The sequence below is a fragment of the Streptomyces gottesmaniae genome (assembly GCF_031845845.1).
Lineage (GTDB): Bacteria > Actinomycetota > Actinomycetes > Streptomycetales > Streptomycetaceae > Streptomyces > Streptomyces akebiae.
Map to the genome: position 1 here is coordinate 23,438 of NZ_JAVRFJ010000058.1, position 26,035 is coordinate 49,472.

The window sequence follows — 26,035 nt, forward strand, 5'->3', positions numbered from 1 at the left end:
AGCCGGTCAGGGCTCGGGGGTGCGGTGATCTGCGGACTACGGGTCGTGTGTGGTTGGTCGCGCAGCTCCCCGCGCCCCTGTCGGGGCCGGTCAGTAGCCCTGTTGGTAGAAGGGCCGGACCTTTTCGCGGAGCCAGTCGCCGACCGGGTCCTGGGCCACGTCCAGGAAGACCATGTTGACCGGCCAGGGGACGGGGGCCTTGGCGAGGGCCCGGCCGAGGGCGGCGAGGGGGAGGGCGCGGTCGGCCTCCCAGGAGGCCAGTTCGACGCCGATGAACATGACGGGGTCGGCGGTCTCGATGATGGCGAGGCAACGACGGGCCGAGAGGACGACTCCGGTTCCGGCGAACTCGGCGGAGGCCGCGGCCAGGAAGTCCACCGGGTCGTCCTGCCAGTCCGGTTCGAAGAGGCGCACGCGGGCACCGCTCGCCGATCCGTCCAGCGGGGTCCGGCCGGCCCGGCACAGCTCGGCCACCGCGGGCGGCGGCAGCGGGATGCCCACGACGCCGTCGGGGTTCAGGGCGAGCCCGATCTGCGGGGGCAGGCCCCGCGCGAACTCGACGGCGGGGGCGATCGTGTACGACATGTGGTTGCCGACGACCTGACGGAACTGCTCCTCGGAGCTGAAGACCGGCACGTACGCCTGCCCGTCGAACTCCATCGTCGGCAGGTCGAGCTGACCGCTCTGCGGGCTGCCGCCCTCCGGCAGCGGCACCCAGACGAAGCTGCGGGCCAGCACCTCCACGATCCGCGCCCCGGCCTGGGGCACCCCGAGCGAGGCGGACAGCACCTCCTCCAGCTCGTTGCCGGGCCATCCGCCGTGCCCATGGGGATACGCCTGTGCCGGGAAGTCCGCCGGGAAGTCCATCTGCTGCCTACCGCTTTGCTCCGTGATGCTGTTGTCCCTGCACCTTAATTGCTCCCGGGGCGGGCGCGCCCTTCAGGAGCGCGGGAAGTCGATCCGCTTCAGGACGTCGGCGGCGGACCGGTCGATGAGCACGGCCGCCCCGCACCCCTGCGGCAGCCTCCCCTTCTCCACCGCACTCAGCAACCGGGTCATGGCCCCCCGGTGCCGCGCGAACGCGTAGCGGGAGACGCCCCGGCCGCGCTCCCGCTGCCCGTCGCGGGCCTCACCGGGAGTGACGTCGAGCAACAGCAGGTGAAGGGTGCCGCCCCGGCGGCGGGCTTCGCGGGCGAGCCAACTTCGTACCCACGCCTGCGTCCCGCAGTCGTGCACGACGACACCCTCCCCCGAGCGGAGGGCGCGTCGCAGCCCCGCGTAGTGCGCGAGGCGCACGAAGGGGCGGTACATCGCGTACGGCAGATGACGGGCGAAGCGGGCGTCGAAGCGGTCGCGCGTGTCCTGGGAGTCGATGCGGACGCCGGGCACGGCCCGCCGCATCAGTGTCGACTTGCCGCTGCCCGGCAGCCCGGTGACGACCACCAAGTCGTCCGGCCCGAAGGACAGCTCGTGGGGACTGCGCCCGGAACGCGCCCGGAGGTCGCGGACGACCGCCCTCGGGAACGGGCCGCACGTCGCACCGGCCGGTGCGACGGGCTGCTTGGGCATCGCGATGCCCGAGGTCGTCGCGTACGCCGTGGTCCTGTTCACCGTGATCGTCCTCCCCAGGGGCATGGAGGTCCCATCCCCACAGACCGTAAAGAAAAGGTAATGCCCGATCCCTCCTGATTCAGTCCTCGTACTGCCACAAGAGTGCTACGGACCGCTGTGTCTGCCTGTGCTCCGTCGTTCCCCACCTCTGAAAGGTCCCCCTGCCGCCCCGCGTCGATGCGTGCAATGATGAGCCCGCCAACTGCATACCGGCCGCTTGAATCCGCGCGGGAGAGCTCCCAGCAGTCGATCGCTGGGGCGCCGAAGGAGCAAGTCCCTCCCTTGAATCTCTCAGGCCCAGATACCGCGTGGGCGAGGCACATCTGAAAAGCGGGCCGTACCCCCCTTCCGCGGGGGCGGCTCCACCCACGGTGCAAGTCACGACCACCGGTACGTACGGTCGTGGTGAACCTCTCAGGTTCCGATGACAGATGGGGAGGACTTACCTCGCCTGTCGCCTGTCATGCCCTGGGAGCAGAATCCGATGAGCAGCAGCCCCACCACCGGACCGCGCCGGACCGCGCTCGATGCCCTGCACCGCTCGCTCGGTGCGACGATGACCGACTTCGCGGGCTGGGACATGCCCCTGCGCTACGGCTCCGAGCGGGACGAGCACCTCGCCGTCCGCACCAGGGCCGGCCTCTTCGACCTGTCCCACATGGGTGAGATCACCGTCACCGGCCCGCAGGCCGCCGCGCTGCTGGACCACGCGCTCGTCGGCAACATCGGCGGCGTGAAGACCGCCCGCGCCCGCTACACCATGATCTGCCGCGAGGACGGCGGCATTCTCGACGACCTGATCGTCTACCGGCTGGCGGACACGGAGTACCTGGTCGTCGCGAACGCCTCCAACGCCCAGGTGGTGCTGGACGCGCTCGTGGAGCGTTCCGCCGGGTTCGACGCCGAGGTGCGGGACGACCGGGACGCCTACGCGCTGCTGGCCGTGCAGGGCCCGCAGTCGCCCGGGATCCTGGCCTCGCTCACCGACGCCGATCTCGACGGTCTGAAGTACTACGCGGGGCTGCCGGGCACGGTCGCCGGGGTTCCCGCGCTGATCGCGCGCACCGGGTACACCGGTGAGGACGGCTTCGAGCTGTTCGTGAAGCCGGAGCACGCCGTCGAGCTGTGGCAGGCGCTGACCAAGGCGGGCGAGGGCGCCGGGCTGGTGCCCTGCGGGCTGTCCTGCCGGGACACGCTGCGCCTGGAGGCGGGCATGCCGCTGTACGGGCACGAGCTGTCGACCGCGCTGACGCCCTTCGACGCCGGCCTCGGCCGGGTCGTGAAGTTCGAGAAGGAGGGCGACTTCGTCGGGCGTGCGGCGCTCGCCGAGGCCGCCGAGCGCGCTGCCTCCGCCCCGCCGCGCGTCCTCGTCGGCCTGATCGCCGAGGGCCGCCGGGTCCCGCGCGCCGGGTACCCGGTGGTCGCCGACGGCAAGGTGATCGGCGAGGTCACCTCGGGCGCCCCCTCCCCCACCCTCGGGAAGCCCCTCGCGATGGCGTACGTCGACGCCGAGCACTCGGCGCCGGGCACCGCCGGTGTGGGCGTGGACATCCGGGGCAGTCACGAGCCGTACGAGGTCGTGGCGCTGCCGTTCTACAAGCGGCAGAAGTAGACACTGGGCGCGAGGTCGCCCGCCCCGACGTGACACTGGGCACATCCGCGCTGCTCAACAGCGGTTTCAGCAGTCCCCCATTCATCACCACTCCCTCGCGTACAGGAGAATTCAGGCCATGAGCAACCCCCAGCAGCTGCGCTACAGCAAGGAGCACGAGTGGCTGTCGGTCGCCGAGGACGGCGTCTCGACGGTCGGCATCACGGAGTTCGCGGCGAACGCGCTCGGCGATGTCGTCTACGCCCAGCTCCCCGAGGTGGGCTCCACCGTGACCGCGGGCGAGACCTGTGGCGAACTGGAGTCCACGAAGTCGGTCAGCGACCTGTACTCGCCGGTCTCCGGTGAGATCACCGAGATCAACGAGGACGTCGTCAACGACCCGTCGCTGGTGAACACCGCCCCGTTCGAGGGCGGGTGGCTGTTCAAGGTACGCGTCGCGGAGGAGCCGGACGACCTGCTCTCCGCCGACGAGTACGTCGCCCACACCGCCGGCTGAGAAGACGAGGTCGTACGCATGTCGCTTCTGAACACGCCCCTGCACGAGCTGGACCCGGACGTCGCCGCCGCCGTCGACGCCGAGCTGCACCGTCAGCAGTCCACCCTGGAGATGATCGCCTCGGAGAACTTCGCTCCGGTGGCGGTCATGGAGGCCCAGGGCTCGGTGCTGACCAACAAGTACGCCGAGGGCTACCCGGGCCGCCGCTACTACGGCGGCTGTGAGCACGTCGACGTCGCCGAGCAGATCGCCATCGACCGGGTCAAGGACCTGTTCGGCGCCGAGTACGCCAACGTCCAGCCGCACTCCGGCGCCTCCGCCAACCAGGCGGCCCTGTTCGCCCTGGCCCAGCCCGGCGACACCATCCTCGGCCTGGACCTGGCGCACGGCGGCCACCTCACCCACGGGATGCGGCTGAACTTCTCCGGCAAGCAGTTCGAGGTCGTCGCCTACCACGTGGACACCGCGACCGGTCTGGTCGACATGGCGGAGCTGGAGAGCCTCGCCAAGGAGCACCGGCCCAAGGTGATCATCGCGGGCTGGTCGGCGTACCCGCGTCAGCTGGACTTCGCGGAGTTCCGCCGGATCGCCGACGAGGTCGGCGCCCGCCTGTGGGTGGACATGGCGCACTTCGCGGGTCTGGTCGCGGCCGGGCTGCACCCCAACCCGGTGCCGTACGCCGACGTCGTCACCTCCACCACCCACAAGACGCTCGGCGGGCCGCGCGGCGGCATCATCCTGGCGAAGAAGGAGTTCGCGAAGAAGCTGAACTCGTCCGTCTTCCCGGGCTTCCAGGGCGGTCCGCTGGAGCACGTCATCGCGGCCAAGGCGGTGTCCTTCAAGGTCGCGGCGAGCGAGGAGTTCAAGGAGCGCCAGCGGCGCACCGTCGAGGGCGCGCGGATCCTCGCCGAGCGGCTGACCGCACCGGACGCCCGCGCGGCCGGCGTCGACGTCCTGTCCGGCGGCACCGACGTGCACCTCATCCTCGTCGACCTGCGCAACTCCGAACTGGACGGGCAGCAGGCCGAGGACCGCCTCCACGAGGTCGGCATCACGGTCAACCGCAACGCCGTCCCCAACGACCCGCGCCCGCCGATGGTCACCTCCGGCCTGCGCATCGGCACGCCCGCCCTGGCCACGCGCGGTTTCACCGCCGAGGACTTCACCGAGGTCGCGGACGTCATCGCCGAGGCACTGAAGCCCGCCTACGACGCGGAGGCGCTGAAGACCCGCGTCAAGGCACTCGCCGACAAGCACCCGCTCTACCCGGGGCTGGGGAAGTAACCCGGGGTTCACCGGTCCGTAGTCCCGCTTGTCCGGGGTACCGCGCACACTGGGCAGTGAGCGCGGTGCCCCACCCCCTGCACAACCTCCCCCGTTCTGAGGAGTCACCGTGGCCATCTCGGTCTTCGACCTGTTCTCGATCGGCATCGGCCCGTCCAGCTCCCACACGGTCGGCCCGATGCGGGCCGCCCGGATGTTCGCCCGCCGGCTGCGCAACGAGGAACTGCTCGCGGGCGTCGCGTCGGTACGAGTCGAGCTGTACGGCTCACTGGGCGCGACCGGCCACGGCCACGGCACCCCCAAGGCGGTGCTCCTGGGTCTGGAGGGCGCCTCACCGCGCACGGTGGACGTCGAGTCGGCCGACGACCGGGTGGAGTCGATCAAGGAGTCGGGCCGAATCCGTCTCCTCGGTGACCACGAGATCCCCTTCGACTTCGACAAGAACCTGGTCCTCCACCGCCGCAAGACGTTGCCCTACCACGCCAACGGCATGACGATCTGGGCCCACGACGCCGACGGCGCCGAGCTGTTGTCGAAGACGTACTACTCGGTCGGCGGCGGCTTCGTCGTCGACGAGGAGGCGGTGGGGGCGGACCGCATCAAACTCGACGACACGGTCCTGAAGTACCCCTTCCGCACGGGCGACGAGCTGCTGCGCCTGACCAGGGAGACCGGCCTGTCCATCTCCGCGCTGATGCTGGAGAACGAACGGGCCTGGCGCACGGAGGAGGAGATCCGCTCCGGACTCCTGGACATCTGGGGGGTGATGCAGGCCTGCGTCTCCCGGGGCATGACCCGTGAGGGCATCCTCCCCGGCGGTCTGAAGGTCCGTCGCCGGGCGGCCGTCTCCGCACGTCAACTGCGTGCCGAGGGCGACCCGTTGGCCCATGCCATGGAGTGGATCACGCTCTACGCGATGGCCGTGAACGAGGAGAACGCCGCCGGGGGCCGGGTCGTCACGGCCCCGACGAACGGCGCGGCCGGCATCATCCCCGCCGTCCTGCACTACTACATCAACTTCGTGCCGGGCGCGGACGAGGACGGTGTCGTGCGGTTCCTGCTCGCGGCCGGCGCCATCGGCATGCTCTTCAAGGAGAACGCCTCCATCTCCGGCGCCGAGGTCGGCTGCCAGGGCGAGGTCGGCTCGGCCTGCTCCATGGCGGCGGGCGCGCTCGCGGAGGTGTTGGGCGGCTCCCCCGAACAGGTCGAGAACGCGGCCGAGATCGGTATGGAACACAACCTCGGCCTCACCTGCGACCCCGTGGGCGGCCTCGTCCAGATCCCCTGCATCGAACGCAACGGCATGGCCGCGGTGAAGGCCGTCACCGCGGCCCGTATGGCGATGCGCGGCGACGGCACCCACAAGGTGTCCCTCGACAAGGTGATCAAGACGATGAAGGAGACCGGCGCGGACATGAGCGTCAAGTACAAGGAGACGGCCCGGGGCGGGCTGGCGGTCAACATCATCGAGTGCTGAACCGGACGTTCCCGGCCTGACCGGTGCCTCGGCGGGTCATCGCTCGGTGAGGCTCCGTGGCCGGTTACGCGGTCTCACGCAGAGGGCGGGTGCCGGCCTCGCGGCCGGTGAGGCCCGACAGGGCCAGGGCGCCCGGGCCGGTGAAGACCAGGAGGAGGAAGCCCCAGCAGAAGAGGACGGGGGCGAGGCCGCCGTTCTGGAGGGGGAACAGGCCGTCCTTCTGGTGTTCCGTGAAGTACGCGAAGGCCATGATGCCCGAGCTGAGGAACGCGGCACCGCGCGTCGCCGCGCCGAGGAGGACGAGGACGCCGCAGGTCAGTTCGATGACTCCGGCGTACCAGAAGGGCCAGTCGCCGACCGGGCTCGCCTTGCGGTCCAGGATGCCGAAGACCGTGGCCGCGCCCTCGCTGGTGAACAGCAGGCCCAGGACGATGCGGAACAGGCCCAGGACGAGGGGCCGGCGGGTCGTCAGCCAGTCGTCCAGGCGCGAAGGGCTGCTCACGGGTACTCCTCGGGTGTGTCGGCTACGTGTGGGTGCTCCCGTTTCGTACGCGTCCGCCCGGCCTCCGGTTCACGGAATCCGGTGCGGAATCCGGCACAGACTCCGACACGGACTCCGACACAGGCTTCGGCGGCCGTGACGGGGCGTCCGTTCGAGGTGGGTCAGGGGGTCTCGCCGGTGTTCGCGAGGGCCGCGCCCAGCTCCGACCTGCGGCGGATGCCGAGCTTGCGGTAGGTGCTGGTGAGATGGGTCTCGACGGTGCGGCGGGCCAGGTGGAGGAGTTCTCCTATCTCGGCGTTCGTGCGGTTCTGGGCGGCGAGTTCGGCGATGCGGCGCTCTCCTGCGGTCAGGGCGGCGGGGCCGGTGAGGGCGGTCGCCGTGCGGCGGGCACCGCCCTCGCGCAGCGCCGACTCCGCGATCGCGCGCAGGCGGTGCGCGCCCAGGCGTTCGGCGCGTTCGGCCGCCTCCCGGAAGGCTTCCCGGGCCCGCGCCCGCTCCCCGGCGGCGGCGAGCCCCCGCCCCTGTGCCAGGAGCGCCGGTATCAACTCCGCCTCGACCGGCGCACCACCGCCCGACTCCGTGCCGCGCCGCCCGACGGACGCCGGCCCGCCACCGCCCTGCGCCTTCCGGTCGCCGACCGGCCATACGGTCCTGCCTCCGCCCGGCGCCCCGGTCCGGCCACCGTCCGGCAGTGCGGACCCGTCTCCGGCCGACGACGCGGCCCGGCCACCGATCGACGAGGCCGTGGACGCTCCCTCCGCCGTCCAGGAGCTCACCGCTCGCCCGGGGCCCCCGCCCAGCGCCCAGCCCCGCATCGCCGTCACCCTCGCGGGCGCGCCTCCCGACGCCGTGGCACCCCAGAGCCACGCTCCTCCGCTCACGGCTCCGGCAGCCCACATCGTCGAACCGCCGCCCGCCGACTCGGCACCCCAGACCGTCGGCCACGCGTTCGAGGCGGCTCGCCCGGCGGCCGCGACCACGGCCCCGGCCTCCTCCGGGGTTTCGGACACCTCACGTGTGTCGTCGTCGATGCCCCGGCGCAGGAGGTGTACCGCCCGGTCGGCCAGGTGCAGGCCGCGGCGGCCGCGGGTGGCCGTGGCCAGGGTGGTGAGGGCGCGGCCGACGACTCGGGGGGTGTTCCAGACGGTGGCCAGCGCGAGTTCCTGTTCGGCCAGGGCGAGGGCCTCGTGAGGGCGGCCGAGGGCGAGGTGGCACTCCGCGGCGGCGGTGCGCCAGGGGGTGACGACGGGGCTCGTCACGTCCCGTGCCGACTGGCGTCGGCCGCATTCCAGGAAGTCGTCGAGGGCGGCCGCCGGGTCGCCGGTGGCGGCACGGAGGAGGCCACGGGCGTAGAGGAAGCGGTTCAACTCCCAGGAGTCATGGGCGTTCTGGAGGTCGAAGGCGTCGGCCAGGCGCTCCGCCTCGTCCGCGCGGTCGGTCTCCACGAGGGCGATGACCGCGTGGGCCAGCGCGTTGGCGGACTCGGGACGGCCGGCGACCGCGCGCGTGACCTCGGGGTCGGCGAGGACGTCCTCGTGCGCGCCGCGCGCGGCGATGATGTCGACGCGGACGTTACGGAGGGCCAGATACATGGGGTGCAGCAGGGAGGTCCGCCGGCCGCTGAGGCCGCGGTGGACCAGCCGTTCGGCCTCGTCGAGCTGGTCGGCCCACTGGGCGACCGCGGCCGCCGTGCCCAGCAGGAAGACCTCGTCCGTCGGGTCGGCCGGCTGGGAGAGCAGGGCCCGGACGCGGTCCATCGCGGTGGCCGCCGAGGTCAGACCGGCGGTTGCCTCGTGGCGCACCAGCAGGGCCTGTCCCGCCGAGCCGACCAGGTGGGGGGTCTCCTCGGCGGTCTCCCGCAGCCAGCGGTAGACCTCCTGCCGTACGCCCTGGTCGTGGTCGGAGAGCAGCGCCGAGGCCGTCTGCACCGTGCGGATCAGGTCCGGATGGCCCGTCAGGTGCTCGTCGCGCAGCCCGCGCAGCACGTCGACGGCGGCGCGGGCCTCGCCGCGCCGCGCCAGGGCGGTGCCGAGGGCGACCGCCGCCTGGACGCGCTCGCGCGGTGGGCCCGGCCGGCGCATCGCCTCGACGAGCCGGGGGATGCCCGCGCCGGACCGCACGGTGGCGTACTCCAGGGAGCCCAGTTCGGTGAGGACCACCGTGCGGCGGGCGGCCGGCATCGGTTCGTCGAGGGCGCGGCGCAGCAGGGCGAGCGCGTCGTCGCTGCGGTCGTCGCGGACGGCGAGGTCGGCGGCGTCGAGCAGGGCACCGGTCGCCCAGGCCTCGCCCACGGGGCCGCAGCGCAGCAGTTGTCCGGCCACGGCCGCCGCGCTGTCACCGCGGTGCAGCATCGCCTCGGCGGCCCGGCGGTGGGCGGTCTGCCGGTCGGCGCCGGCCCAGCCGCCGAGCACGGCGTCCCGCAGCAGCGGGTGGGCGTAGCGCGGCCGGCCCTCGGCGTCGGGGCGCAGCAGGCCGAGTCCGGTCATCGCGGTGAGCCAGCCGGGGACGCGGGCGGGGTCGACGTCGGCCGTGCGGGCGAGCAGGTCGGCGTCGACCGGTACGGGTGCGTGCTCGTCGTCGAGCGCGGCGAGTGCGCGGGTGACCGCGACGGTCGCGGGCCCGGCGCTGTCCAGCCACCAGGACACCGCGGCGGCGTAGTTGCCCGGATAGAGCGCCGCGCAGGTGTCCGGAAGGGCAGCCGGGAAGGCCCCGGGGTGGGTGTTGCGGAGGTCGGACAGCAGGGCGCGCAGCAACAGCGGGTTGCCCGCGCCCGCGCGTAAGCAGGCGTCGACCCATTCCGGCGGGGCATCGGCGTGGACGGAACGGACCAGGCGTGCGGCGGCGTCCGGGCTCAGTGGGGCAAGGGTGCGGGTGTGCACGAGGGCAGGCGAGAGGGCGTGCGCGAGACCGTCCGCCGGGGGCTCTATGTCGTACTGGGCGCGCTCGGTGACCACCAGGAGGACCGGCAGACGGTCGATGCGGCGGACGGCCTCGACGAGCCAGCGGCGGGACGCGGGGTCGGCGAAGTGCGCGTCGTCCACGGCGACGAGGAGGGGGGACTCGGCCGCGTAGGAACGCAGCAGGCGCCACAGCCGGGCGGGCCTGCCCCGGTGCGGCGGAGTGCCCGGCGGGTCCGGCGCCTCGCCTGCGACCAGGTCGAACTCCGGTCCGTTGGCCAGGAGTTGGAAGACCGTGTCGAACGGTACGGAGGTGTGCTCGGGCGAGCAGCGGGCCCGCAGGACCCGCATGCCGCTCGCCGCCGCGTGGTCGGCCGCGGACTCCAGGAGTGCGGTGCGGCCGGTGCCGGTGGCGCCCCGGAGCAGCACCAGGCGGCCCGAGCCGGACCGGGCGCGAGCTGCCTCCGCGGTCAGCAGCTCCAGGGCCTCACGGCGTTCGAGAAGCGGTTCCGGCGGGCACATCGCTGTCTCCTTCGTGGAAGGTGGTTTTCCGCTTCCGTAGACGGGGCAGGGCCCGCCGGGGTGCACCGTTCGCGGACGGTCGGCGTGAAAACGCCGTGGCCGATCCTCGGTGGTACCGCGGTCGGTCCCGTGGTCGGTCCCGCGGTGATCTCGTGGTGTATCTCGTGGTCCTCCACGATTGCGCAGCGCACACGACACACAGAAGTGTGAATCGAGCCCATCGGCCACTCCCCTCACGGGAGCGGCGATTTCGTGCATACGGGAGAAACGGTTGCGCAGCACATTCCGGACCACGGACACGGTGACGGCCACGGCCACCGCCCCGGTCGCGGCCACCGTCGCGTCCGAGCCCCAGGAGACCCGGCGTCGCATCCCGGTCCTGGTCCACACCCTCGACCCGCTCTCCCGCGCCGGCGTGCTCAGCCAGCTGCGGGGGCACCCGGTGATCGACCTCGTGGACGACACCGAGGTACGGACGGGCACCGTGGCCGTGCTCGTCGGTGACTCCCCGGACGAGCCGCTGCTCTCCGCGCTGCGCCGTCTGGTGCGCAGCGAGGGGGCGCGGGCCGTGCTGGTGGTGAGCATGATCCGCGAGACTGAGCTGCTCGATGTCATCGAATGCGGGGTCGGGGCCATCGTGTGGCGCCACGAGGCGACCGCGCACCGGCTGGCGCAGGCGGTGCTCGCGGCCTCGCGCGGGGACGGCGACCTGCCCGCCGATCTGCTCGGCCGGCTGATCAACCAGGTGGGGACGTTGCAGCGTTCGGTGGCCGGGCGCACCGGGGCGCCACTGTCCGGCCTGGTGCCGAGGGAGATCGACGTCCTCCGGCTGGTGGCCGAGGGGATGGACACCGGTGAGATCGCGAGCAAGCTCTCCTACTCCGAACGCACCGTCAAGAACGTGATGCACGGGCTCACCACCCGGCTGCATCTCCGCAACCGGGCACACGCGGTGGCCTATGCCCTCCGTGAAGGCTACATCTGATCGAACGGGCAGTCGCATCCGGCTACTTGGGCACCCACTCTGCCCGGGGGTCGTCCCCGACGCGTCTACGGGTGCGGCGTCCGCGCCGGGCAGGATCGACGGACAGACGTCCGACACGACGGCGGACCGGCGTCCGACACTGCGCCGACAGACATCCGCCACGGCAGCCGACAGACAGCCGACAGACATCCGCCACGGCAGCGGACAGACATCCGACCGCATCACAGCAGGAGCACGACCGTGATCCACGAGGTGGACGAGGTCCTCAAGGGACTGATCGGCGGTGGTGCCCTGGCCGGCTCCGGCATCGACGTCTCCTTCGAGGCCCCGACCCGCGACTGGGCGGCCCGGCGCAACGCGCCCGCCGTCAACACCTACCTGTACGACATCCGTGAGGACGTCTCGCGCCGCCAGCGCGGCCACATGCCGGTCCGCGACGAGCGCGACATCGTCGTGCGCCGCCGGCAGCCGCCCCGCTGGTTCCGGCTGTCGTACCTGGTGACCGCCTGGACCAAGCAGCCCCAGGACGAACACCGGCTGCTCTCCGCGGTGCTGGCCAATCTGCTGCCGCGCGAACTGCTGCCCCCGAGCGAACTCCCGGGGGCGCTCGGCGCACTGGGTCTTTCCGTGCCGGTCTCCGTCGCGGGGCTGCACACCGAGTCGCGGTCCCTCGCCGAGATCTGGTCCGCGCTGGGCGGCGAACTGAAGCCGTCCCTCGACCTCGTGGTCACCGCGCCCTTCCCGGCCTACCCCGAGTACGACGCCGGTCCCCCGGTCACCGAGGGTGCCGCCATCCGGGTGCGCGGCATCGACGGCTCCCTGGAAGGCTCGGAGGAACGCGCCCACCGGCCGGGGCAGTTGGCGTCCGGGCCGATCACCGGGGAGCGGCAGCGGTGACCGTGCACGTCACCGGGGACACCGATGCGCTCCTGCTCCGGCTCGCCCGGCTGCGCGAGCGCGTGGCCGAGTTGGTGGCCGAGCGCGGTGCCGGGGATCCGACGGCGAGTGATCCGCTGCGGGGGCTGTACCTGTCCGAGGAGGGCGTACGGCGTCTGCTGGAGCCGTCGGCGGAGCCGTACCCGTCCGTCTTCCCCGACCTGGAACCGGCTCCGGAACCGGAACCGGAACCGGACCGGGAGACCGCCGTGGACGGTCCGTTGGAGCGGCTCGCGGGGCGGCTGGGGCTGACCGAACTGGACACACGGATCCTGCTCATCGCCCTGGCCCCCGAGCTCGACCGCTCCTACGAGCAGTTGTACGGGTATCTGAACGACGACGTGAGCAGGCGTCGGGCCACGGTCGGGCTCGCGCTCGATCTGTGCGGGCTGCCCGTGCATCTGTCGCGGGCGCGGGCCCGGTTCACGCCCTCGGCACCGCTGAGCGCGCTCGGACTGCTGACCGTCGAGGACCCCGAACGCCCGTTCCTCGGGCGGGGTTTGCGGGTGCCGGACCGGCTGGTCGCGCATCTGCTCGGCGACGACACGATGGACGCGGCGCTCGTCGGACATGTCCGTCCGCTCGCGTCGCCGTCGGCGGTGGCTCCGGCCGCGCCCTCGTCCGTGGAGGATGGCGGGTTCACGGCCCGGCTGGCCGCCCGGCTCGCCGCCGCTCCGGTCACCGTGCATCTGCGGGAGCACCGCGAGGGCGACGGCCTGCTGCGCGCGGGTGCCGCCCTGCGCGCCGCCGGGACGCGGGCGCTGCACTTCACACCCCCGGCGGCCGAGGACGAGCTCTCCGCGCTCCTGCCCCGCCTGCTGCGCGAGGCCCGGCTGCGCGGGTGCGCGGTCGTGGTGTCGCCGTTGCCGGAGAAGCCGGGGCCGCTGTTCCGGGCGTTGACGGCGGCCGACGTGTCCGTGCTGTTCGCGGGGCCGCAACCGTACGACCCGCAGTGGTGTGACCGGGATCCGCTGGTCCTCGACGTGCCCCGGCCGCCCGCGGGCGCGGTGGAGGCCTGGTCGGCGGCGCTCGACGCCGGGGTGGACGGGCCGGGGTTCGACCTGGCGGCCACGGTCGCCCCGTACCGGCTCGGCGGTGACCGGATCGAGCGGGCGGCCCGTGCGGCCGTGGACCTCGCGGCGTTCGACGGCACCGAGGTGACCGCGGCCCATCTGCGGCTCGCGGCGCGCCTGCAGTCCGCCTCCGGTCTGGAGCGGCACGCCCGCCGGATCCGTCCCGACGTCGGCTGGGGCGACCTCGTGCTGCCCGACAAGCCCCTCGCCCAGCTGCGGGAGCTCGCCCTGCGCGCCCGGCATCGCGACCGGGTGCTCGGCGACTGGCGGCTGAGTGCCGGGGGCGGCCGGGGCCGTGGGGTGCTCGGGCTCTTCGCGGGCGAGTCGGGCACCGGCAAGACGCTGTCGGCGGAGGTCGTGGCGGCGGAACTCGGCCTGGACCTCTATGTCGTGCAGCTCTCCTCGGTGGTCGACAAGTACGTCGGCGAGACCGAGAAGAACCTGGAACGGATCTTCACCGAGGCCGACCGCACCGACGCCGTGCTGCTCTTCGACGAGGCCGACGCCGTGTTCGGCAAGCGCTCGGAGGTCAAGGACTCGCACGACAAGTACGCCAACATGGAGAGCGCCTATCTGCTCCAGCGACTGGAGTCCTTCGACGGGATCGCCCTGCTGACCACGAATCTGCGGGCCAACATCGACGAGGCGTTCACCCGGCGGCTGGATCTGGTGGTCGACTTCCCGTTCCCGGACACCGCCCAGCGGCTGGCCCTGTGGCGGCACAGCCTGGCCGCCGTGCCCCGCGCCGACGACACGGACCCGGCGGCGGTCGCCCGCGACTTCGAGCTGGCCGGCGGTTCCATCCGCAGCGCGGTCGTCACCGCCGCCTACGCCGCCGCCGGACGCGACGGGCTCGTCACCACCGCCGACCTGCGGGAAGGCGCGGAACGCGAGTACCGCAAGGCCGGACGGCTGGTGCCGGGCGAGGGCAACTGGTAGCGGGCGGCCCGGCGGAGACCGGTGGGCGCGGACCGTCCGGTGGGGGCGCCTACCGGACGGCCCGCGCCTACGTCACGCGCCACTACTGGCCGGTGCCCCCGCCCACCCCCACAACGGCCCCGACGGTGGTCACCCACGACTTCGAGCCGACCCACGGTTCCATCCACAGCGCGCTCGTCACAGCCGCCTACGCCGCCGCCGGACGGCTGGCACCTGGTGAAGGCAACGGGTAGCGCCCGGTGGAGGCCCTTGGGGGCGCCCCCCGGTTGCGCCCCTGCCGGACGGCCCGCGCCTACGTCACGCGCCGCTTCCGGCCGGTGTCCCCGCTGGGGCGCTTCTGATGGATCTCCGCGGGAGACGGAGCGGCGTCCGGTGCGTGCTCTCGGCGTGCCGGGCGTCGCGACGCCGCGGAGATCCATCAAAGGCGCCCTGACAGCCCACAACGGCCCCGGCGGCGGTCACCCGCGACCTCGAGCCGACCCACGGTTCCATCCGCAATACCGTCATCACCGCCGCCTACGCCGCCCCGCCGGACGGCTGATACCCGGCGAAGGCAGCGGGCAGCGGCCCGGCGGAGACCAGTGGGGGGCGGCCCCCCGGCTGCGCCCCCCACCTGACAGCCCCTGCCTACTTCACGCGCCACTTCTGGTTCGGTGTGCCCGCGCACGTCCACAGCTGGAGGTCGGCGCCGTTGCGGGTGGCGTTGTCCTTCACGTCGACGCACTTGTCGGCCTGCGGGTTGACCAGGTCGCCCTCGGTGCTGAGCACGAACTGCTGGGCGGGGTTGCCGCTGCACCTGGCCAGCTGGATGACCGCGCCGTCGTCCCGGGAGCCCCACGCCACGTCCATGCACAGGCCGAGGGAGCGCACGGTGCCGTCTCCCCGGAAGTCCCACTTCTGGTTGGCCGAGCCGGCGCAGTCCCAGATCTGGAGCGGGGTGCCGTCCTTGCCCTTGCCGTTCTCCGCGTCCGTGACGTCGACGCAGCGGTTCGAGCCCCGGCCGATGATCGAGAACCCCTTGGCGGCGGACGGCTTCTTCGTCGTCTCCTTGGTGTCCGGTTCCTGGTCCGACCCGGAGCCCGATCCGCCGGAACCGGAACCGGAACCGGAACCCGAGCCGGAGTCCGCATCCGAACCGGAGTCGGGACGTGGATCCTCCTTCTCGGGCTGCTCCTCCTGCTGGGGCGCCTCGGGCGTCTCGGAGGGCAGGGGCGCCGCGGAGACGGTGGGCGCCGGGGCCATCGCGGACGGGCTGGCGCTCGGCAGGGCGGTCGTACCGGCCTGCTGGAGGTCGCTCGCGGCGCTGACGACCTTGGGCTGGTAGGCGAACCACAGGGTCACGAAGGTGATCGCCAACGCCACGGCCACCCCGAGGCAGGTGGCGAGCCAGCCCGGCAGGAACCCCCGCTGGACGTAGGTGCCGTCGACGGACTGCGGTGCCACGCCCGACCGTTGGACGGCGAGCGCGTACGGTCTCTCCTCCTTGGACCCGAACCAGATGATCTGCCGGGGCTTCAGCGTGGCCTTCACGAACGCGGCACGGCCGGGCTCGATCTGCACGTTGCTCGGGTGGATGTCGTACGACAGCTGATCGCCGTTGTCGCTGCCGCTGACCGACGCGGTGACCTTCGTGTTGCCCAGGTTGTCGATGGCGAGCTGCGGCCGGCCCCGCAGGCGTCCCTTCACGGTCGGCGGGACGAGTTCCGCCCGCACCTCCGTGAACGGCGTGATCGTCAGGTTGCCCTCGGGGACGGTGGTCGCCTCGGGGTGCTGTGTCGGCGTGATCCGTACCGCGTACGGGTTGGGCCCGGCCGTCGCGTCCGGGGTGCGCGGCGGGGCGAACGTCAGCTCGACCGTGCCCGTCGTCCCCGGGTAGAGCCGCAGGGTCTGCGGCTCCACGGTCGTCCACGGCGCGATGTCACCGACGGGCTCGAACCGGTACTCATCGACCACGTCACCGGTGTTGCGCAGCCGCAGTCGAACGGTCGTACTGCTCCCCGGGTCCACGGTCGCGGAGGCGGGTTCGAGCGAAGTCCAAAGGCTCACAGAGGGACGCTACGCGACCGGACGTGTGCGGTCAGGAGTCGTCGGGGCAGGACCGGCTGCCCCGACGGCCACCTGGTCCCGGCCCCAACGGCCTTGTCACACGGTGAACTTGACGGCTTCGAGCCAGATGCCGTTGTCCAGGGTGCCGCCGAAGATGTAGTGCTCTCCTTCGCCGGGCTTGTCGCAGGCCAGGTTCTGCCAGCCCCTGTCCTTCTGGTGGACCGACTGGCAGACCCCTCGGGCGCCGTCGTCGACGTTGATGGTGAAGCCCAGCATGGCCGGGGCGTCCTTCTTGGAGTCGCCGATGTAGTTGTCCAGGCCGTCGGGCGCGCCCGACCAGGGCTCCACGTAATGCCCCTGACCGTTCGTCGAGTCGGGGTTGTGGACGAAGGCGGCGCTGGCGGTGCCGCTGACGCCGGACACCGCGATGTTGAGGGCCGTGAGCGGCGTGGCCTGGCCCACCGTGCCGGCCGTGTCGCCGTCGCACTCCGGGGACGTCCAGCCCTTGCCCTTCACGAAGGCGCGGTAGCAGATGTGCCGGCCGCCCGGGTCGGACGCGGCGAGCTGCCGCACGGCGGTCGCGGCGGTCGGCGCCTTCTTCGGCTGCTCCTCGCCCCCGCCGCCGGAGCCGCCGCCCCCGTCGCCGCTTCCGCTCCCGCCGGCGCCGTCGCTCTTCGGCTCCTCCGTCTGCGGCGGTGCCGAGGAGACGGGCGGCGGGGTGGGCGTGGGCGGTGCGGGGGCCGACAGGCTCGGCGAGGGGGAGGGCGGCAGCGTACTGACGCCGGCCTCCCGCAGCTCCGTGGTGGCGCTGACGACCCTCGGCGAGTAGGCGAGCCACAGCGTCAGGAACGTGATGGCGAGCGCCAGGAGGATGCCGAGGCAGGTGGCGAGCCAGCCGGGCAGGAAGCTCCGCTGCACATAGGTGCCCTCGACGTCGAGCGGTGTCACCCCCGACCGCTTCACCGCGAAGGTGTAGGGCCGCTCCTCCTTCGACCCGAACCAGATGATCTGCCGGGGCTTCAGCGTGGCCTTCACGAACGCGGCACGGCCGGGCTCGATCTGCACGTTGCTCGGGTGGATGTCGTACGACAGCTGATCGCCGTTGTCGCTGCCGCTGACCGACGCGGTGACCTTGGTGTTGCCCAGGTTGTCCACGGCGAGCTTCGGCCGCCCCCGGAACCGTCCCTTGACCGTCGGCGGCACGAGTTCCGCCCGCACCTCCGTGAACGGCGTGATCGTCAGGTTCCCCTCGGGAACGGTCGTCGCCTCCGGATGCTCGGTCGGCATGATCCGCACCGCGTACGCGTTCGGGCCGGCCGTCGCGTCCGGGGTGCGCGGAGGGGCGAACGTCAGCTCCACCGACCCCGTGGTCCCCGGGTACAACCGGAGCGTCTGCGGCTCCACGGTCGTCCACGGCGCGATGTCACCGACCGGCTCGAAGCGGTACTCGTCGACCACGTCACCGGTGTTGCGCAGGCGCAGCCGTACGGTCGTACTGCTCCCCGGGTCGACGGTCGCGGAGGCGGGTTCGAGGGAAGTCCAAAGGCTCACACCGGGACGCTACGGCAGTGCCCGGCGGCGGGTCAGAGACGCCGGGGCAGCCTTCCGTGCCTCAAGGGGCAGCCTCCGTACCGGTTCCCCGGCGGACCTGGGACGGCGGTCAGCCCTTGCCCTTGACCTTCGTGACCGTGGCGTCGGAGATGTCGACGGAGTTGGGCAGCATCGCCTGCGGGCGCAGCAGGTCCCGGAGCAGGAAGTCCATCAGCTCGGCGCCGCTCATGGCCTTGAGTCGCTGGGCCAGCGGCGGATTGGCCTGCTCGAAGCGGATGATCTCCACGATCGCGCGCTCGACCAGACCGGGGACGATGTCCGAGCCGGCGAGGATGTTCTTGTGCAGGAGTTCGGGCCGCTTGAGCTCCTTCTCCGGGCCGTAGACCATCTCGTCCCCGGGCACCGTGAGCGCGAGCTGCCGCGCGAACATGTGCGCCTGCTGCTCCTCCGAGTCCTCGATGTCCGAGAAGGCGGTGACCATGCCCATCAGGGCGTCCCCCTCGATCTCGCCCCGCTTGAACTCGCGCACCGGCTTGTGCCCGGCCTGCCGCTGCGCCAGTTCCCGCTGACCCGACTTCGCCTTGTGCTCCGGCAGGTCCGGCCGGTTCGCGGGGGCGACGAGTTTGGGGTAGTCGCGCTGGATGAAGTCGCTCAGCATGATCCAGCCCTCGCTCACCAGCCGGTCGATGCCGAGCTCCAGCCGGATCTCGCCGAAGCGGGGAGCGCGGTCCGTCTTGCCCCTGGGTTCGATGTAGAAGAAGACGAAGCCGTCGTTGCCGAGCACCAACTCGTCGACGTTCATGGTGTTGTTCTCGGCGTCGCCCAGCTCCGACTTGGGCTTCAGCTTCTTCTCCGAGGCGAGCATCGCGTCGGCCCGCTCCTGCTGGGTGTAGTGGGCGAGCACGCTGTTGTTCAGCTCGTTCTCCAGCTTGGCCCTGACGTCCTTGACCCACGCCTTGCCGCCCGCGCCGCCGATCTCCTTCGTGAGCTCCGCGCGGTTCAGCTCCGACATCTCCCGGACGTAACCGAAGCCGGACATGCGGAAGTTCACCGTGCTCTGGGCGAACTGGGGGTCCTTCCACATGGTGCCCCGGTCGGTCATGGCCTTGTACGGCGCCGCCGCCGCTTCCGGCATGCGCCCGTCGCGATCGACCTGCTTGCCCACGACGTCCATCTCGGCGCGGACGGCGGCGAGCACCTGCTCCAGATAGCGCAGGTCACCGGGGAGCGCGCCCTCACGCATCGGCAGGGCGAGCAGCTGGAGGTTCGCCAGCTCGGTCATGCAGTGCATCGGGTCGCGGACCGTGGACCGGTCGTAGTCGAGGACGGCCTCCTTCACCGGTGCCACCGCCTCGGAGACGGGCTTGTCCTTGATCCAGCCGGCGAGCCGACCGGTCAGCGACTTCGCGGGGGCGTTCGCCACACTCTCCAGCGTCTCGTGCCCCTTGCGCTGGACCGCGGGCCCGGCCGGCGCCCCCGACACACCCGGTGCTCCCGCGCGCCGCGGGCCGTCCGTCGCGCGCTGGACGGGTCCGGGCCCGCCCATGACCCGCCGGGCGGTGGCCTCCGCCTCCTTCTCGGCCCAGTCGGAGGGGTCGGAGACACGCAGGCCGGAACCGTCGTCCGTACCGGGCACCGCGCCGCGCCGCTGCTGGCGGACGTGGTCCAGTTCATGGGCGAGGGTGTGCTTGTCCCGGCCGTCCCACACCACATGGGAGCCGGAGGTGTACGCCCGCGCCCCGATCTCCGCCGCGGACCGTTGGGCCACGGTGTCGGTGTGGACGCGTACGCCGCTGAAGTCCTCGCCGTCGAACCGGCCCTCCATCTCCCTGCGCAGCGACGGGTCCAGCGGCTGTCCCGAGGTGCGCAGGACCTGGTGCACGGCGGAGCGCTGCACCGGGGCGTCGGATCCGCGGTCCGCGCTGTGCCGGTGGCGCTGCTCCTCGACGGCGCGGGCCACCGCCGCGTTGCCCGCGGCGCGTTGCAGGGCCAGGAGCGCGGCGGCTGGCCCCGGTGGCGGGACGCGACCAGGCCTCCGCTCGTCTCCCGTCCGGCCTAGTGCCGCGGCAGGCGACGTTTGCCCGTTGAGGAGCGGCGTCCGGTGCGTGCTCTCGGTGTGCCGGCTGAAAGCCCTCGTACTGGACGTACTTGGGTTTTCGGCCGGTGCGGCGAGAGGGCGTGCCGGGCGTCGCGACGGGGCGAACGTTGCCTGTCGCGGCACTAGCTCCCTGTCGTTCGCTCCGTTCCGCGCGCGCACCGGTGCTCCTCGGCTCGACGACAGCTGCTCCGGGCGACCAGGCTTACCGGACCGGCCCCCGCCCCGGAAGGTACTCGGGGGCAGTCCTGAGGGCAGGGAGAGCCGCCGTTGCCCCCATGTGTGCCCCTGCGGGCAACGGCACTGCCCCCGTCCCGGCCCTCCGGGACGTTTCGAGGGACGCGCTTCGCGCGTGAGGGTGAGAGGCGACCTGTCTCGTACCCCAAGGAGAGCAGAGCATGCCGTCCTACCTGTCGCCGGGCGTCTACGTCGAGGAGGTGGCCAGCGGCTCGCGTCCCATCGAGGGTGTGGGCACCTCGGTGGCCGCCTTCGTCGGCCTGGCCCCGACCGGTCCGCTGAACGAGCCGACCCTGGTGACCAACTGGTCCCAGTTCGTCGCGGCCTTCGGCGAGTTCACCGACGGCTACTACCTCGCCCACTCGGTGTACGGGTTCTTCAACAACGGCGGCAGCGCCGCGTACGTCGTCCGGGTGGGCGGCACGGCCCAGGACAGCGCGTCCGCCGGTTCTCCGGCCGCCGTGACGGGGGCCGCCGCGCCCGCCGCGCTCCCGCCGGGCGAGCCGAAGCAGCTGGGCACGTTCAGTGTGACCGCCATCGCGGGCGGTTCCCTCAGCGTCGAGGTCGCCGACCCGGAGGGCGAGGGCCCCGCCGAGCGCTTCAAACTGATCGTCAAGGACGGCGACAAGCCGGTCGAGACCTTCGACGTGACCGCCAAGAAGGGCGGCCGCAACTACGTCGTCACCCAGGTCAAGGAGCGCTCCAAGCTCATCACGGTCACGGAGACGGCGCCGGCCGCGCAGCTCGCGCGCCCCGACAACCAGACCGTGGCCCTGGCGGCCCCCGCCGCCCCGGCCGCCGTCGCGCCCGCCGGGAACGACGACGCCCACCCCGGCCCGGCCGAGTACCTCGGTGACTCCGCCGACCGCACCGGTTTCGGCGGCCTGGAGGCCGTGGACGAGATCTCCATGGTCGCGGTGCCCGACCTGATGGCCGCCTACCAGCGGGGCGCGATCGACCTGGAGGCCGTCAAGGCGGTCCAGCTCGGTCTGATCGCGCACTGCGAGCTGATGGGCGACCGGGTCGCCGTCATCGACCCGCCGCCCGGCCTCAACGCCCGGCAGATCCGGGTCTGGCGCCAGGAGACCGCCGGCTACGACTCCAAGTACGCCGCCCTGTACTACCCCTGGATCAAGGTCTTCGACCCGGCCAGCGGTCAGTCGAGGGTGATCCCGCCGAGCGGTCACGTGGCCGGTGTCTGGGCCCGCAACGACTTCGAGCGCGGGGTGCACAAGGCGCCCGCCAACGAGGTCGTACGCGGCGCGGTGGACCTCGAACTCCAGATCACCCGGGGCGAGCAGGACCTGCTCAACCCCATCGGCGTCAACTGCATCCGCGCCTTCCCGGGCCGTGGCATCCGCGTCTGGGGCGCCCGCACCATGTCCTCGGACCCGGCGTGGCGCTACCTCAACATCCGCCGGTACTTCAACTACCTGGAGGAGTCGATCCTGATCGGCACCCAGTGGGTGGTGTTCGAGCCGAACGATCACGCGCTGTGGGCCCGGATCCGGCGCAACGTCTCCGCGTTCCTGGTCAACGAGTGGCGCCAGGGCGCCCTGTTCGGCCAGCGTCCCGAGGACGCGTACTACGTCAAGTGCGACGAGGAGACCAACCCGCCGGAGTCGGTCGACCTCGGCCGGGTCATCTGCGAGATCGGTATCGCCCCGGTGAAGCCCGCCGAGTTCGTGATCTTCCGGCTGGCCCAGTTCTCCAGCGGCAGCGGCGAGTTGGAGGAGTAGGCCGCTCCCGGCCCGCGCCCAGCCGCGTTCGTACGGACCGCGCCCAGCCGCGTCCGTGCACCAGCCGTTCCGCAAGCCCCTTGCCCCCGCCCCTTAGAAGGACACAGAACAGATGAGTCTCGCGCCGGGTGACGCCCTTACTTCACACAATTTCGGCCTGCAGATCGACGGGGTGATGGTCGAGTACCTCGCGGAGGTCAGCGGCCTCACCCTCGAACAGGACGTCATCACGTACCAGCAGAACTCGGCCCAGGGCCGGCCCGAGGTCAATCTTCTGCCCGGTGTGCAGAAGAACGGGCAGTGCACCGTGGTCCGCGGTATGACGCAGTCGGCCGCGTTCAACACGTGGATCAACGACTCGATCAACGGTCAGATGGGCTCGGCGCGGAAGAACGCGTCGATCATCATGATGGATTACCAGAACAACCCGGTGAAGCGGTACAACATGCGCAACGCCTGGTGCAGCAAGATCGACGCGAGCACCCTGAAGGCCGGCGAGGCGTCCGCGCTCACCGAGACCGTGACCATCGTCTTCGAAGAACTGGTCATCGAGTAATGCGGCGCACGGCTGGCAGGGCGGGCGCGGGCTCGATCGTGGACGTACCGGGTGCGGGCCCGGCGGTGGGTTCGGTGACGGGACCGGAGGGGGCGGGGGCTCCGGCGCCCGCCGCCTTCGCTCCCGTCGCGCCGGGGCAGGGACCGACTCCTGGTCCTGCCCCGGCGCCTGCCCCGGCCCCGGCTGTCGCGCCGGTGGCGCAGCGGCTGCGGACGGAGTTCCCGTTCGAACTGCCGCGCGGCTACGTCGACGAGGCGGGGAACGTCCACCGGGAGGGCGTGATGCGTCTCGCCACCGCCCGGGACGAGTTGATCCCGCTCCGCGACGTCCGGGTCCAGGAGAACCCGGCGTATCTGTCGGTCGTGCTGCTCGGCCGGGTCATCACCCGGCTGGGCAATCTGCCGATGGTCCACGACGGGATCGTGGAGAACATGTTCGCGTCCGACCTCGCGTTCCTCCAGGACTTCTACCGGCAGGTCAACGCGGAGGGCCACACCCGCGCGGCCGTGGAGTGCCCCCACTGCTCCGAGCCCTTCGAGGTCGAACTCGGCGGGAGCCGCCTGGGGGAATCGTGACGTACGCGACCGACCGGCTGCACGAGGAGATCGCGTACGTCGCCTTCCACTTCCACTGGAGCTTCGAGGAGATCCTCGACCTCGAACACCACGACCGCCGCCGCTACACCGAACAGATCGCGTCCCTCGTGACACGGGGCGGGTCGGAGGGCTGAACACGTGGGCTTCATGGATCGCCTGCGGGGCGCCGCCGGGTCGGCGGCGCGCCGGGGTGGGGTTGACGGCGGTGCGTCGGCCGGCGGGGCCGGGGGCGGTTCGGGTGCCGGGGGCGACGCGAGTGCCGGGGCCGACACGGGTGCCTTGACCGGTTCGGGTCCCGTGATCGGTTCGGATGCCGTGACCGGTTCGGGTACCTCGGGTGCCTCGGTCGACGGGGCGGTTTCGGTCGGTGGGGTTGCTTCCGGCGGTCGCGGTGGTTCCGGCGGTGGTTGGGAGGGTCTGGGTCCGATTCAGCGGGCCACCGGGGGGCGGGCCGCTGTCGCGGACGCCGGGTTCAGCGGGCGGTTGAGCACCTGGCAGAACCCGTCCTTCACCGGGACCCTGTCCCACGCCGTCCTGCCCGGCGCGCCGGGTGGGCTGGTCAGGAACGTCCTCACCACGTCGGCGGCACCCGTCGCCGGCCTGGAACTGCCTTCGCGCACCCTGCCGGTGGCGAGCGCCGAGCCAGAGGCCCCGGCCTCCGCGTCCACGTCCCCGTCCCCTCCCACCTCCACTTCCGCGTCGGTCGACCCTCGGCCCGTGCAGCGAGCCCCGTACCGGGTCACGCCGACCCGTCCGACCGGCCCCCGGGTCACCCCCGCACCGCCCCACGCCACCCGGCCGGCACCGTTGACCAAGGCCCCGGCCTCACCGGCCGTCCAGCGCCGGACACTGCCGACGGCGCGGCCACAGGCCTCCGGGCCCGCCGGGGCACCGGAGGGCACGGCCACGGGGCCGACGACTTCGAGCGGTGCCTCGTCCGGGCGTACGGTGCCCGGGCCGACGACACCGAGGGCTACGTCGCCCGGGCGGGCCGCGGCGGACGGCTCGTCGTCCGGGCACATGACGTCCGGTGGCTCCACGTCACCGAGTCCGGCGCCGGCCGCCGGTCCGGCGCGTACGGCATCGGCGGGGAGCGGAGCGGGCTCCGCGAAGTCGGGTATGGGCCCGGCCGGCGCGTCGGGCGCCTCAGCCGACGTCGCCTCCGGCAACGCCACCGCCGACCCCGCCCGCGCGGGGCTGGCCATCCAGCGGACGACGACGCCCGACACCGCCGCCCGTACGACGTCGAACTCCGGCCGAACGTCGGCGAACCCCGACCGTACGGTGTCGAACCCGGCGGGCGCGGCGACGAGCCCCGACCGTACGACGTCGCCCTCCGCCGGCGCGGTGACGAAGTCCAGCCGTACGACGAACTCCGCCGGCACCACGACGCCGCCCGCCCGCGCGACGTCGAACTCGGCCACGGCACCGACGAACTCCGGCGGCGTGACGGCGAATTCCGCCGCTACGGCGCCGGATTCCGCCAGTGCGCCGGCGAGCCCCCGTAGCGCTGCGGGCGAAACGGCCGGGATCGCGCCCCCGTCCGACGCCACGGGCAGCCGGTCCGCGGGCGGCCCCACCCCCTCCGGGCGGGGCGAGGTCAGCGTCCAGCGGGCGACGACGTCAGCCGGCGCCGCGTCAGGCAGCCCCGTGCGGACTGGCGCCGCCCCTGCCACCCCCGAACGGGGCAGGTCCGGTCGGCGGGCAGTCCCCGGGGTCGGCGCCGCAGCAGGCGACCCCGTCGCCACGGAATCCGACCCCGGTCGCGGCTCCGGGCACGGCGAGAGGCACGTCCAGCGGGCGACGACCGAGAACAGCGCCGCGGCAGCCGACCCCGCCGGTACGACGACCGGCCCCACTGACACGCGCACCAACCGTTCCCGCATCCCGGTCACGCCTCGGCACGCGGACGTCGACCTCCAACGGACGGTGACCGGTTCCAGCCCCACTTCAGCCGGCTCCACGGACACCCGTACCGACCCTGCCCACACCACGGCCGCCCCCGGGCCTTCCGGGCTCACCGTCCAACGGGCGGCGACCGGTTCCAGCCGTACTGCGGCGAACACCAACCCCACCGCAGCAGCGGACGGCGCTCACGCAGCGTCCGCCATCCCCGGTGGCACGGCGCCCGGAACCGGCGACGCGACGGCTGACGCCCGACCGTCCAGGGCCGCTCTCGGCAACCCGGCGGTCGCCACGCCCCGGACATCGACGACTCCCGGCACGACCCCCAGCGGCCCTGCCGCACGGGCCCCCATCCCCGGCACCCCGTCCGTCGACGTTCAGCGCTCGGCGACCGGCCCCACGGGCGCACCGGCCACACCCGGCGCCGGCAACCCTGCCCACCCGCGTTCGGCCCCCGGGGCAACGGCGCCCGCCTCCGGGCCCGCCGCGACCGGGCCCTCCGGCGTGCGGCCAGTGACGGCCGTCCCCAGCCGTACGGCAGCCACGCCACCCGGAGTCGGCGCCTCGGCTCCACACGATCGCAGTGCAACGGCAACCGACCTCGGCGGCACGGCAGTTGGCCCGTCGGTAGCACCCTCCGCGACCGCTGCCGCCCCGCCCACCCGCAGCGCGGCCGACACCGTCCAACGGACAACGGCCAGCCCCCGTGGCGCGGCCCCCACCCCCCCCCCCGGCCCGACGCACGGCGCCAGCCCAACCCCCGCCGACGCCGCTACCAACCCCTCACCCGGCTCCGGCGCCCGTACGGGTACGGGTACCGACTCCGGTACCCCCGGCAGCTCCGCGCAGCCACAGCGGACCGCGTCCAGCCCCAACCAACCCCCCGTGCAGCGGAGCACCTCCGCCAGCACGCGGCGCATGGGCCTCGGCACCCCCACCTCCGGCCCCGTGCCGCCCACCACACCCGCATCCCCGG

19 protein-coding genes and 1 riboswitch are annotated in these 26,035 nt (G+C 72.8%); of the genes, 11 read left to right on the forward strand and 8 right to left on the reverse strand.

Features of this window, described 5'->3' with window-relative positions:
- Positions 1-90 precede the first annotated feature (90 nt).
- On the reverse strand, positions 91-867 hold the full coding sequence (locus tag RM704_RS41400) for an enhanced serine sensitivity protein SseB (protein WP_033526833.1): 777 nt from the start codon (positions 865-867) through the stop codon (positions 91-93).
- Between the two features lie 72 nt (positions 868-939).
- Positions 940-1,611 carry an AAA family ATPase gene (locus RM704_RS41405; RefSeq protein WP_107072272.1) on the reverse strand — a complete coding sequence of 224 codons (672 nt, stop codon included), beginning with the start codon at positions 1,609-1,611 and terminating at the stop codon, positions 940-942.
- Positions 1,612-1,829: 218 nt separating this feature from the next.
- Positions 1,830-1,928, forward strand: a riboswitch (glycine riboswitch).
- Between the two features lie 167 nt (positions 1,929-2,095).
- On the opposite strand from RM704_RS41405, the gene gcvT reads away from it, so the two are divergent.
- The 4 genes from gcvT (at position 2,096) to RM704_RS41425 (ending at position 6,480) form a co-directional block, all read left to right on the forward strand.
- Positions 2,096-3,223, forward strand: a complete 1,128-nt coding sequence (gene gcvT, locus RM704_RS41410) for a glycine cleavage system aminomethyltransferase GcvT (protein ID WP_033527011.1) — start codon at positions 2,096-2,098, stop codon at positions 3,221-3,223.
- Between the two features lie 118 nt (positions 3,224-3,341).
- Entirely contained in the window at positions 3,342-3,719 is a 378-nt protein-coding gene (gcvH, locus tag RM704_RS41415; protein ID WP_033526832.1) for a glycine cleavage system protein GcvH, read from the forward strand.
- Between the two features lie 18 nt (positions 3,720-3,737).
- Entirely contained in the window at positions 3,738-5,003 is a 1,266-nt protein-coding gene (gene glyA, locus RM704_RS41420; protein WP_033526831.1) for a serine hydroxymethyltransferase, read from the forward strand.
- Between the two features lie 109 nt (positions 5,004-5,112).
- Positions 5,113-6,480, forward strand: coding sequence for an L-serine ammonia-lyase (locus RM704_RS41425; protein ID WP_033526830.1), 1,368 nt, complete (start codon positions 5,113-5,115; stop codon positions 6,478-6,480).
- Positions 6,481-6,544: 64 nt separating this feature from the next.
- Here the strand turns inward: RM704_RS41425 and RM704_RS41430 are convergent, their stop codons facing one another.
- Positions 6,545-6,982, reverse strand: a complete 438-nt coding sequence (locus RM704_RS41430) for a DoxX family protein (RefSeq protein WP_078937075.1) — start codon at positions 6,980-6,982, stop codon at positions 6,545-6,547.
- A 161-nt stretch (positions 6,983-7,143) separates the two neighbouring features.
- Complete coding sequence (locus RM704_RS41435; protein WP_033526829.1) at positions 7,144-10,401, reverse strand: LuxR family transcriptional regulator; 3,258 nt, start codon at positions 10,399-10,401, stop codon at positions 7,144-7,146.
- A 271-nt stretch (positions 10,402-10,672) separates the two neighbouring features.
- On the opposite strand from RM704_RS41435, the gene RM704_RS41440 reads away from it, so the two are divergent.
- The 3 genes from RM704_RS41440 to RM704_RS41450 all read left to right on the forward strand — a co-directional run bounded on the left by RM704_RS41440 (position 10,673) and on the right by RM704_RS41450 (position 14,334).
- A complete protein-coding gene (locus tag RM704_RS41440) occupies positions 10,673-11,386 on the forward strand; it encodes a helix-turn-helix transcriptional regulator (protein WP_033526828.1) in 714 nt (237 codons plus the stop codon).
- Between the two features lie 240 nt (positions 11,387-11,626).
- Entirely contained in the window at positions 11,627-12,283 is a 657-nt protein-coding gene (locus RM704_RS41445) for a Pvc16 family protein (RefSeq protein WP_033526827.1), read from the forward strand.
- Positions 12,280-14,334 (forward strand): ATP-binding protein, encoded by a 2,055-nt coding sequence (locus RM704_RS41450; protein ID WP_033526826.1) that lies wholly within the window; start codon positions 12,280-12,282, stop codon positions 14,332-14,334. Before RM704_RS41445 ends, RM704_RS41450 begins: the two co-directional genes overlap by 4 nt.
- Positions 14,335-14,961: 627 nt before the next feature.
- Here RM704_RS41450 and RM704_RS41455 read toward each other — a convergent pair.
- From RM704_RS41455 to RM704_RS45675, 3 genes are all read right to left on the reverse strand, one after another.
- On the reverse strand, positions 14,962-16,380 hold the full coding sequence (locus RM704_RS41455; protein WP_033526825.1) for a ricin-type beta-trefoil lectin domain protein: 1,419 nt from the start codon (positions 16,378-16,380) through the stop codon (positions 14,962-14,964).
- 96 nt (positions 16,381-16,476) lie between these two features.
- Positions 16,477-17,931, reverse strand: coding sequence for a hydrolase (locus tag RM704_RS41460; RefSeq protein ID WP_033526824.1), 1,455 nt, complete (start codon positions 17,929-17,931; stop codon positions 16,477-16,479).
- A gap of 109 nt (positions 17,932-18,040) precedes the next feature.
- Positions 18,041-19,891 (reverse strand): eCIS core domain-containing protein, encoded by a 1,851-nt coding sequence (locus RM704_RS45675; RefSeq protein WP_052145980.1) that lies wholly within the window; start codon positions 19,889-19,891, stop codon positions 18,041-18,043.
- Positions 19,892-20,424: 533 nt separating this feature from the next.
- On the opposite strand from RM704_RS45675, the gene RM704_RS41470 reads away from it, so the two are divergent.
- The 4 genes from RM704_RS41470 to RM704_RS41485 all read left to right on the forward strand — a co-directional run bounded on the left by RM704_RS41470 (position 20,425) and on the right by RM704_RS41485 (position 23,288).
- Entirely contained in the window at positions 20,425-22,002 is a 1,578-nt protein-coding gene (locus RM704_RS41470) for a phage tail sheath subtilisin-like domain-containing protein (protein WP_033526823.1), read from the forward strand.
- A 112-nt stretch (positions 22,003-22,114) separates the two neighbouring features.
- Complete coding sequence (locus RM704_RS41475) at positions 22,115-22,558, forward strand: phage tail protein (protein ID WP_033526822.1); 444 nt, start codon at positions 22,115-22,117, stop codon at positions 22,556-22,558.
- The gene (locus tag RM704_RS41480) at positions 22,558-23,133 is read left to right on the forward strand and encodes a hypothetical protein (RefSeq protein WP_033526821.1); all 576 of its coding nucleotides are present in this window, start codon (positions 22,558-22,560) and stop codon (positions 23,131-23,133) included. Before RM704_RS41475 ends, RM704_RS41480 begins: the two co-directional genes overlap by 1 nt.
- The gene (locus RM704_RS41485) at positions 23,130-23,288 is read left to right on the forward strand and encodes a DUF6760 family protein (protein ID WP_086786782.1); all 159 of its coding nucleotides are present in this window, start codon (positions 23,130-23,132) and stop codon (positions 23,286-23,288) included. Before RM704_RS41480 ends, RM704_RS41485 begins: the two co-directional genes overlap by 4 nt.
- Positions 23,289-23,582: 294 nt before the next feature.
- Here the strand turns inward: RM704_RS41485 and RM704_RS41490 are convergent, their stop codons facing one another.
- Entirely contained in the window at positions 23,583-24,830 is a 1,248-nt protein-coding gene (locus tag RM704_RS41490; protein ID WP_157856679.1) for a hypothetical protein, read from the reverse strand.
- Positions 24,831-26,035 lie beyond the last annotated feature (1,205 nt).

What these genes read in the sequence shown, in the direction of transcription:
- RM704_RS41400 (WP_033526833.1), bottom strand. Translation starts at nt 867, where the DNA reads ATGGACTTCCCGGCGGACTTCCCGGCACAGGCGTATCCCCATGGGCAC.
- gcvT (WP_033527011.1), top strand. Translation starts at nt 2,096, where the DNA reads ATGAGCAGCAGCCCCACCACCGGACCGCGCCGGACCGCGCTCGATGCC.
- gcvH (WP_033526832.1), top strand. Translation starts at nt 3,342, where the DNA reads ATGAGCAACCCCCAGCAGCTGCGCTACAGCAAGGAGCACGAGTGGCTG.
- glyA (WP_033526831.1), top strand. Translation starts at nt 3,738, where the DNA reads ATGTCGCTTCTGAACACGCCCCTGCACGAGCTGGACCCGGACGTCGCC.
- RM704_RS41435 (WP_033526829.1), bottom strand. Translation starts at nt 10,401, where the DNA reads ATGTGCCCGCCGGAACCGCTTCTCGAACGCCGTGAGGCCCTGGAGCTG.
- RM704_RS41470 (WP_033526823.1), top strand. Translation starts at nt 20,425, where the DNA reads ATGCCGTCCTACCTGTCGCCGGGCGTCTACGTCGAGGAGGTGGCCAGC.
- RM704_RS41475 (WP_033526822.1), top strand. Translation starts at nt 22,115, where the DNA reads ATGAGTCTCGCGCCGGGTGACGCCCTTACTTCACACAATTTCGGCCTG.
- RM704_RS41480 (WP_033526821.1), top strand. Translation starts at nt 22,558, where the DNA reads ATGCGGCGCACGGCTGGCAGGGCGGGCGCGGGCTCGATCGTGGACGTA.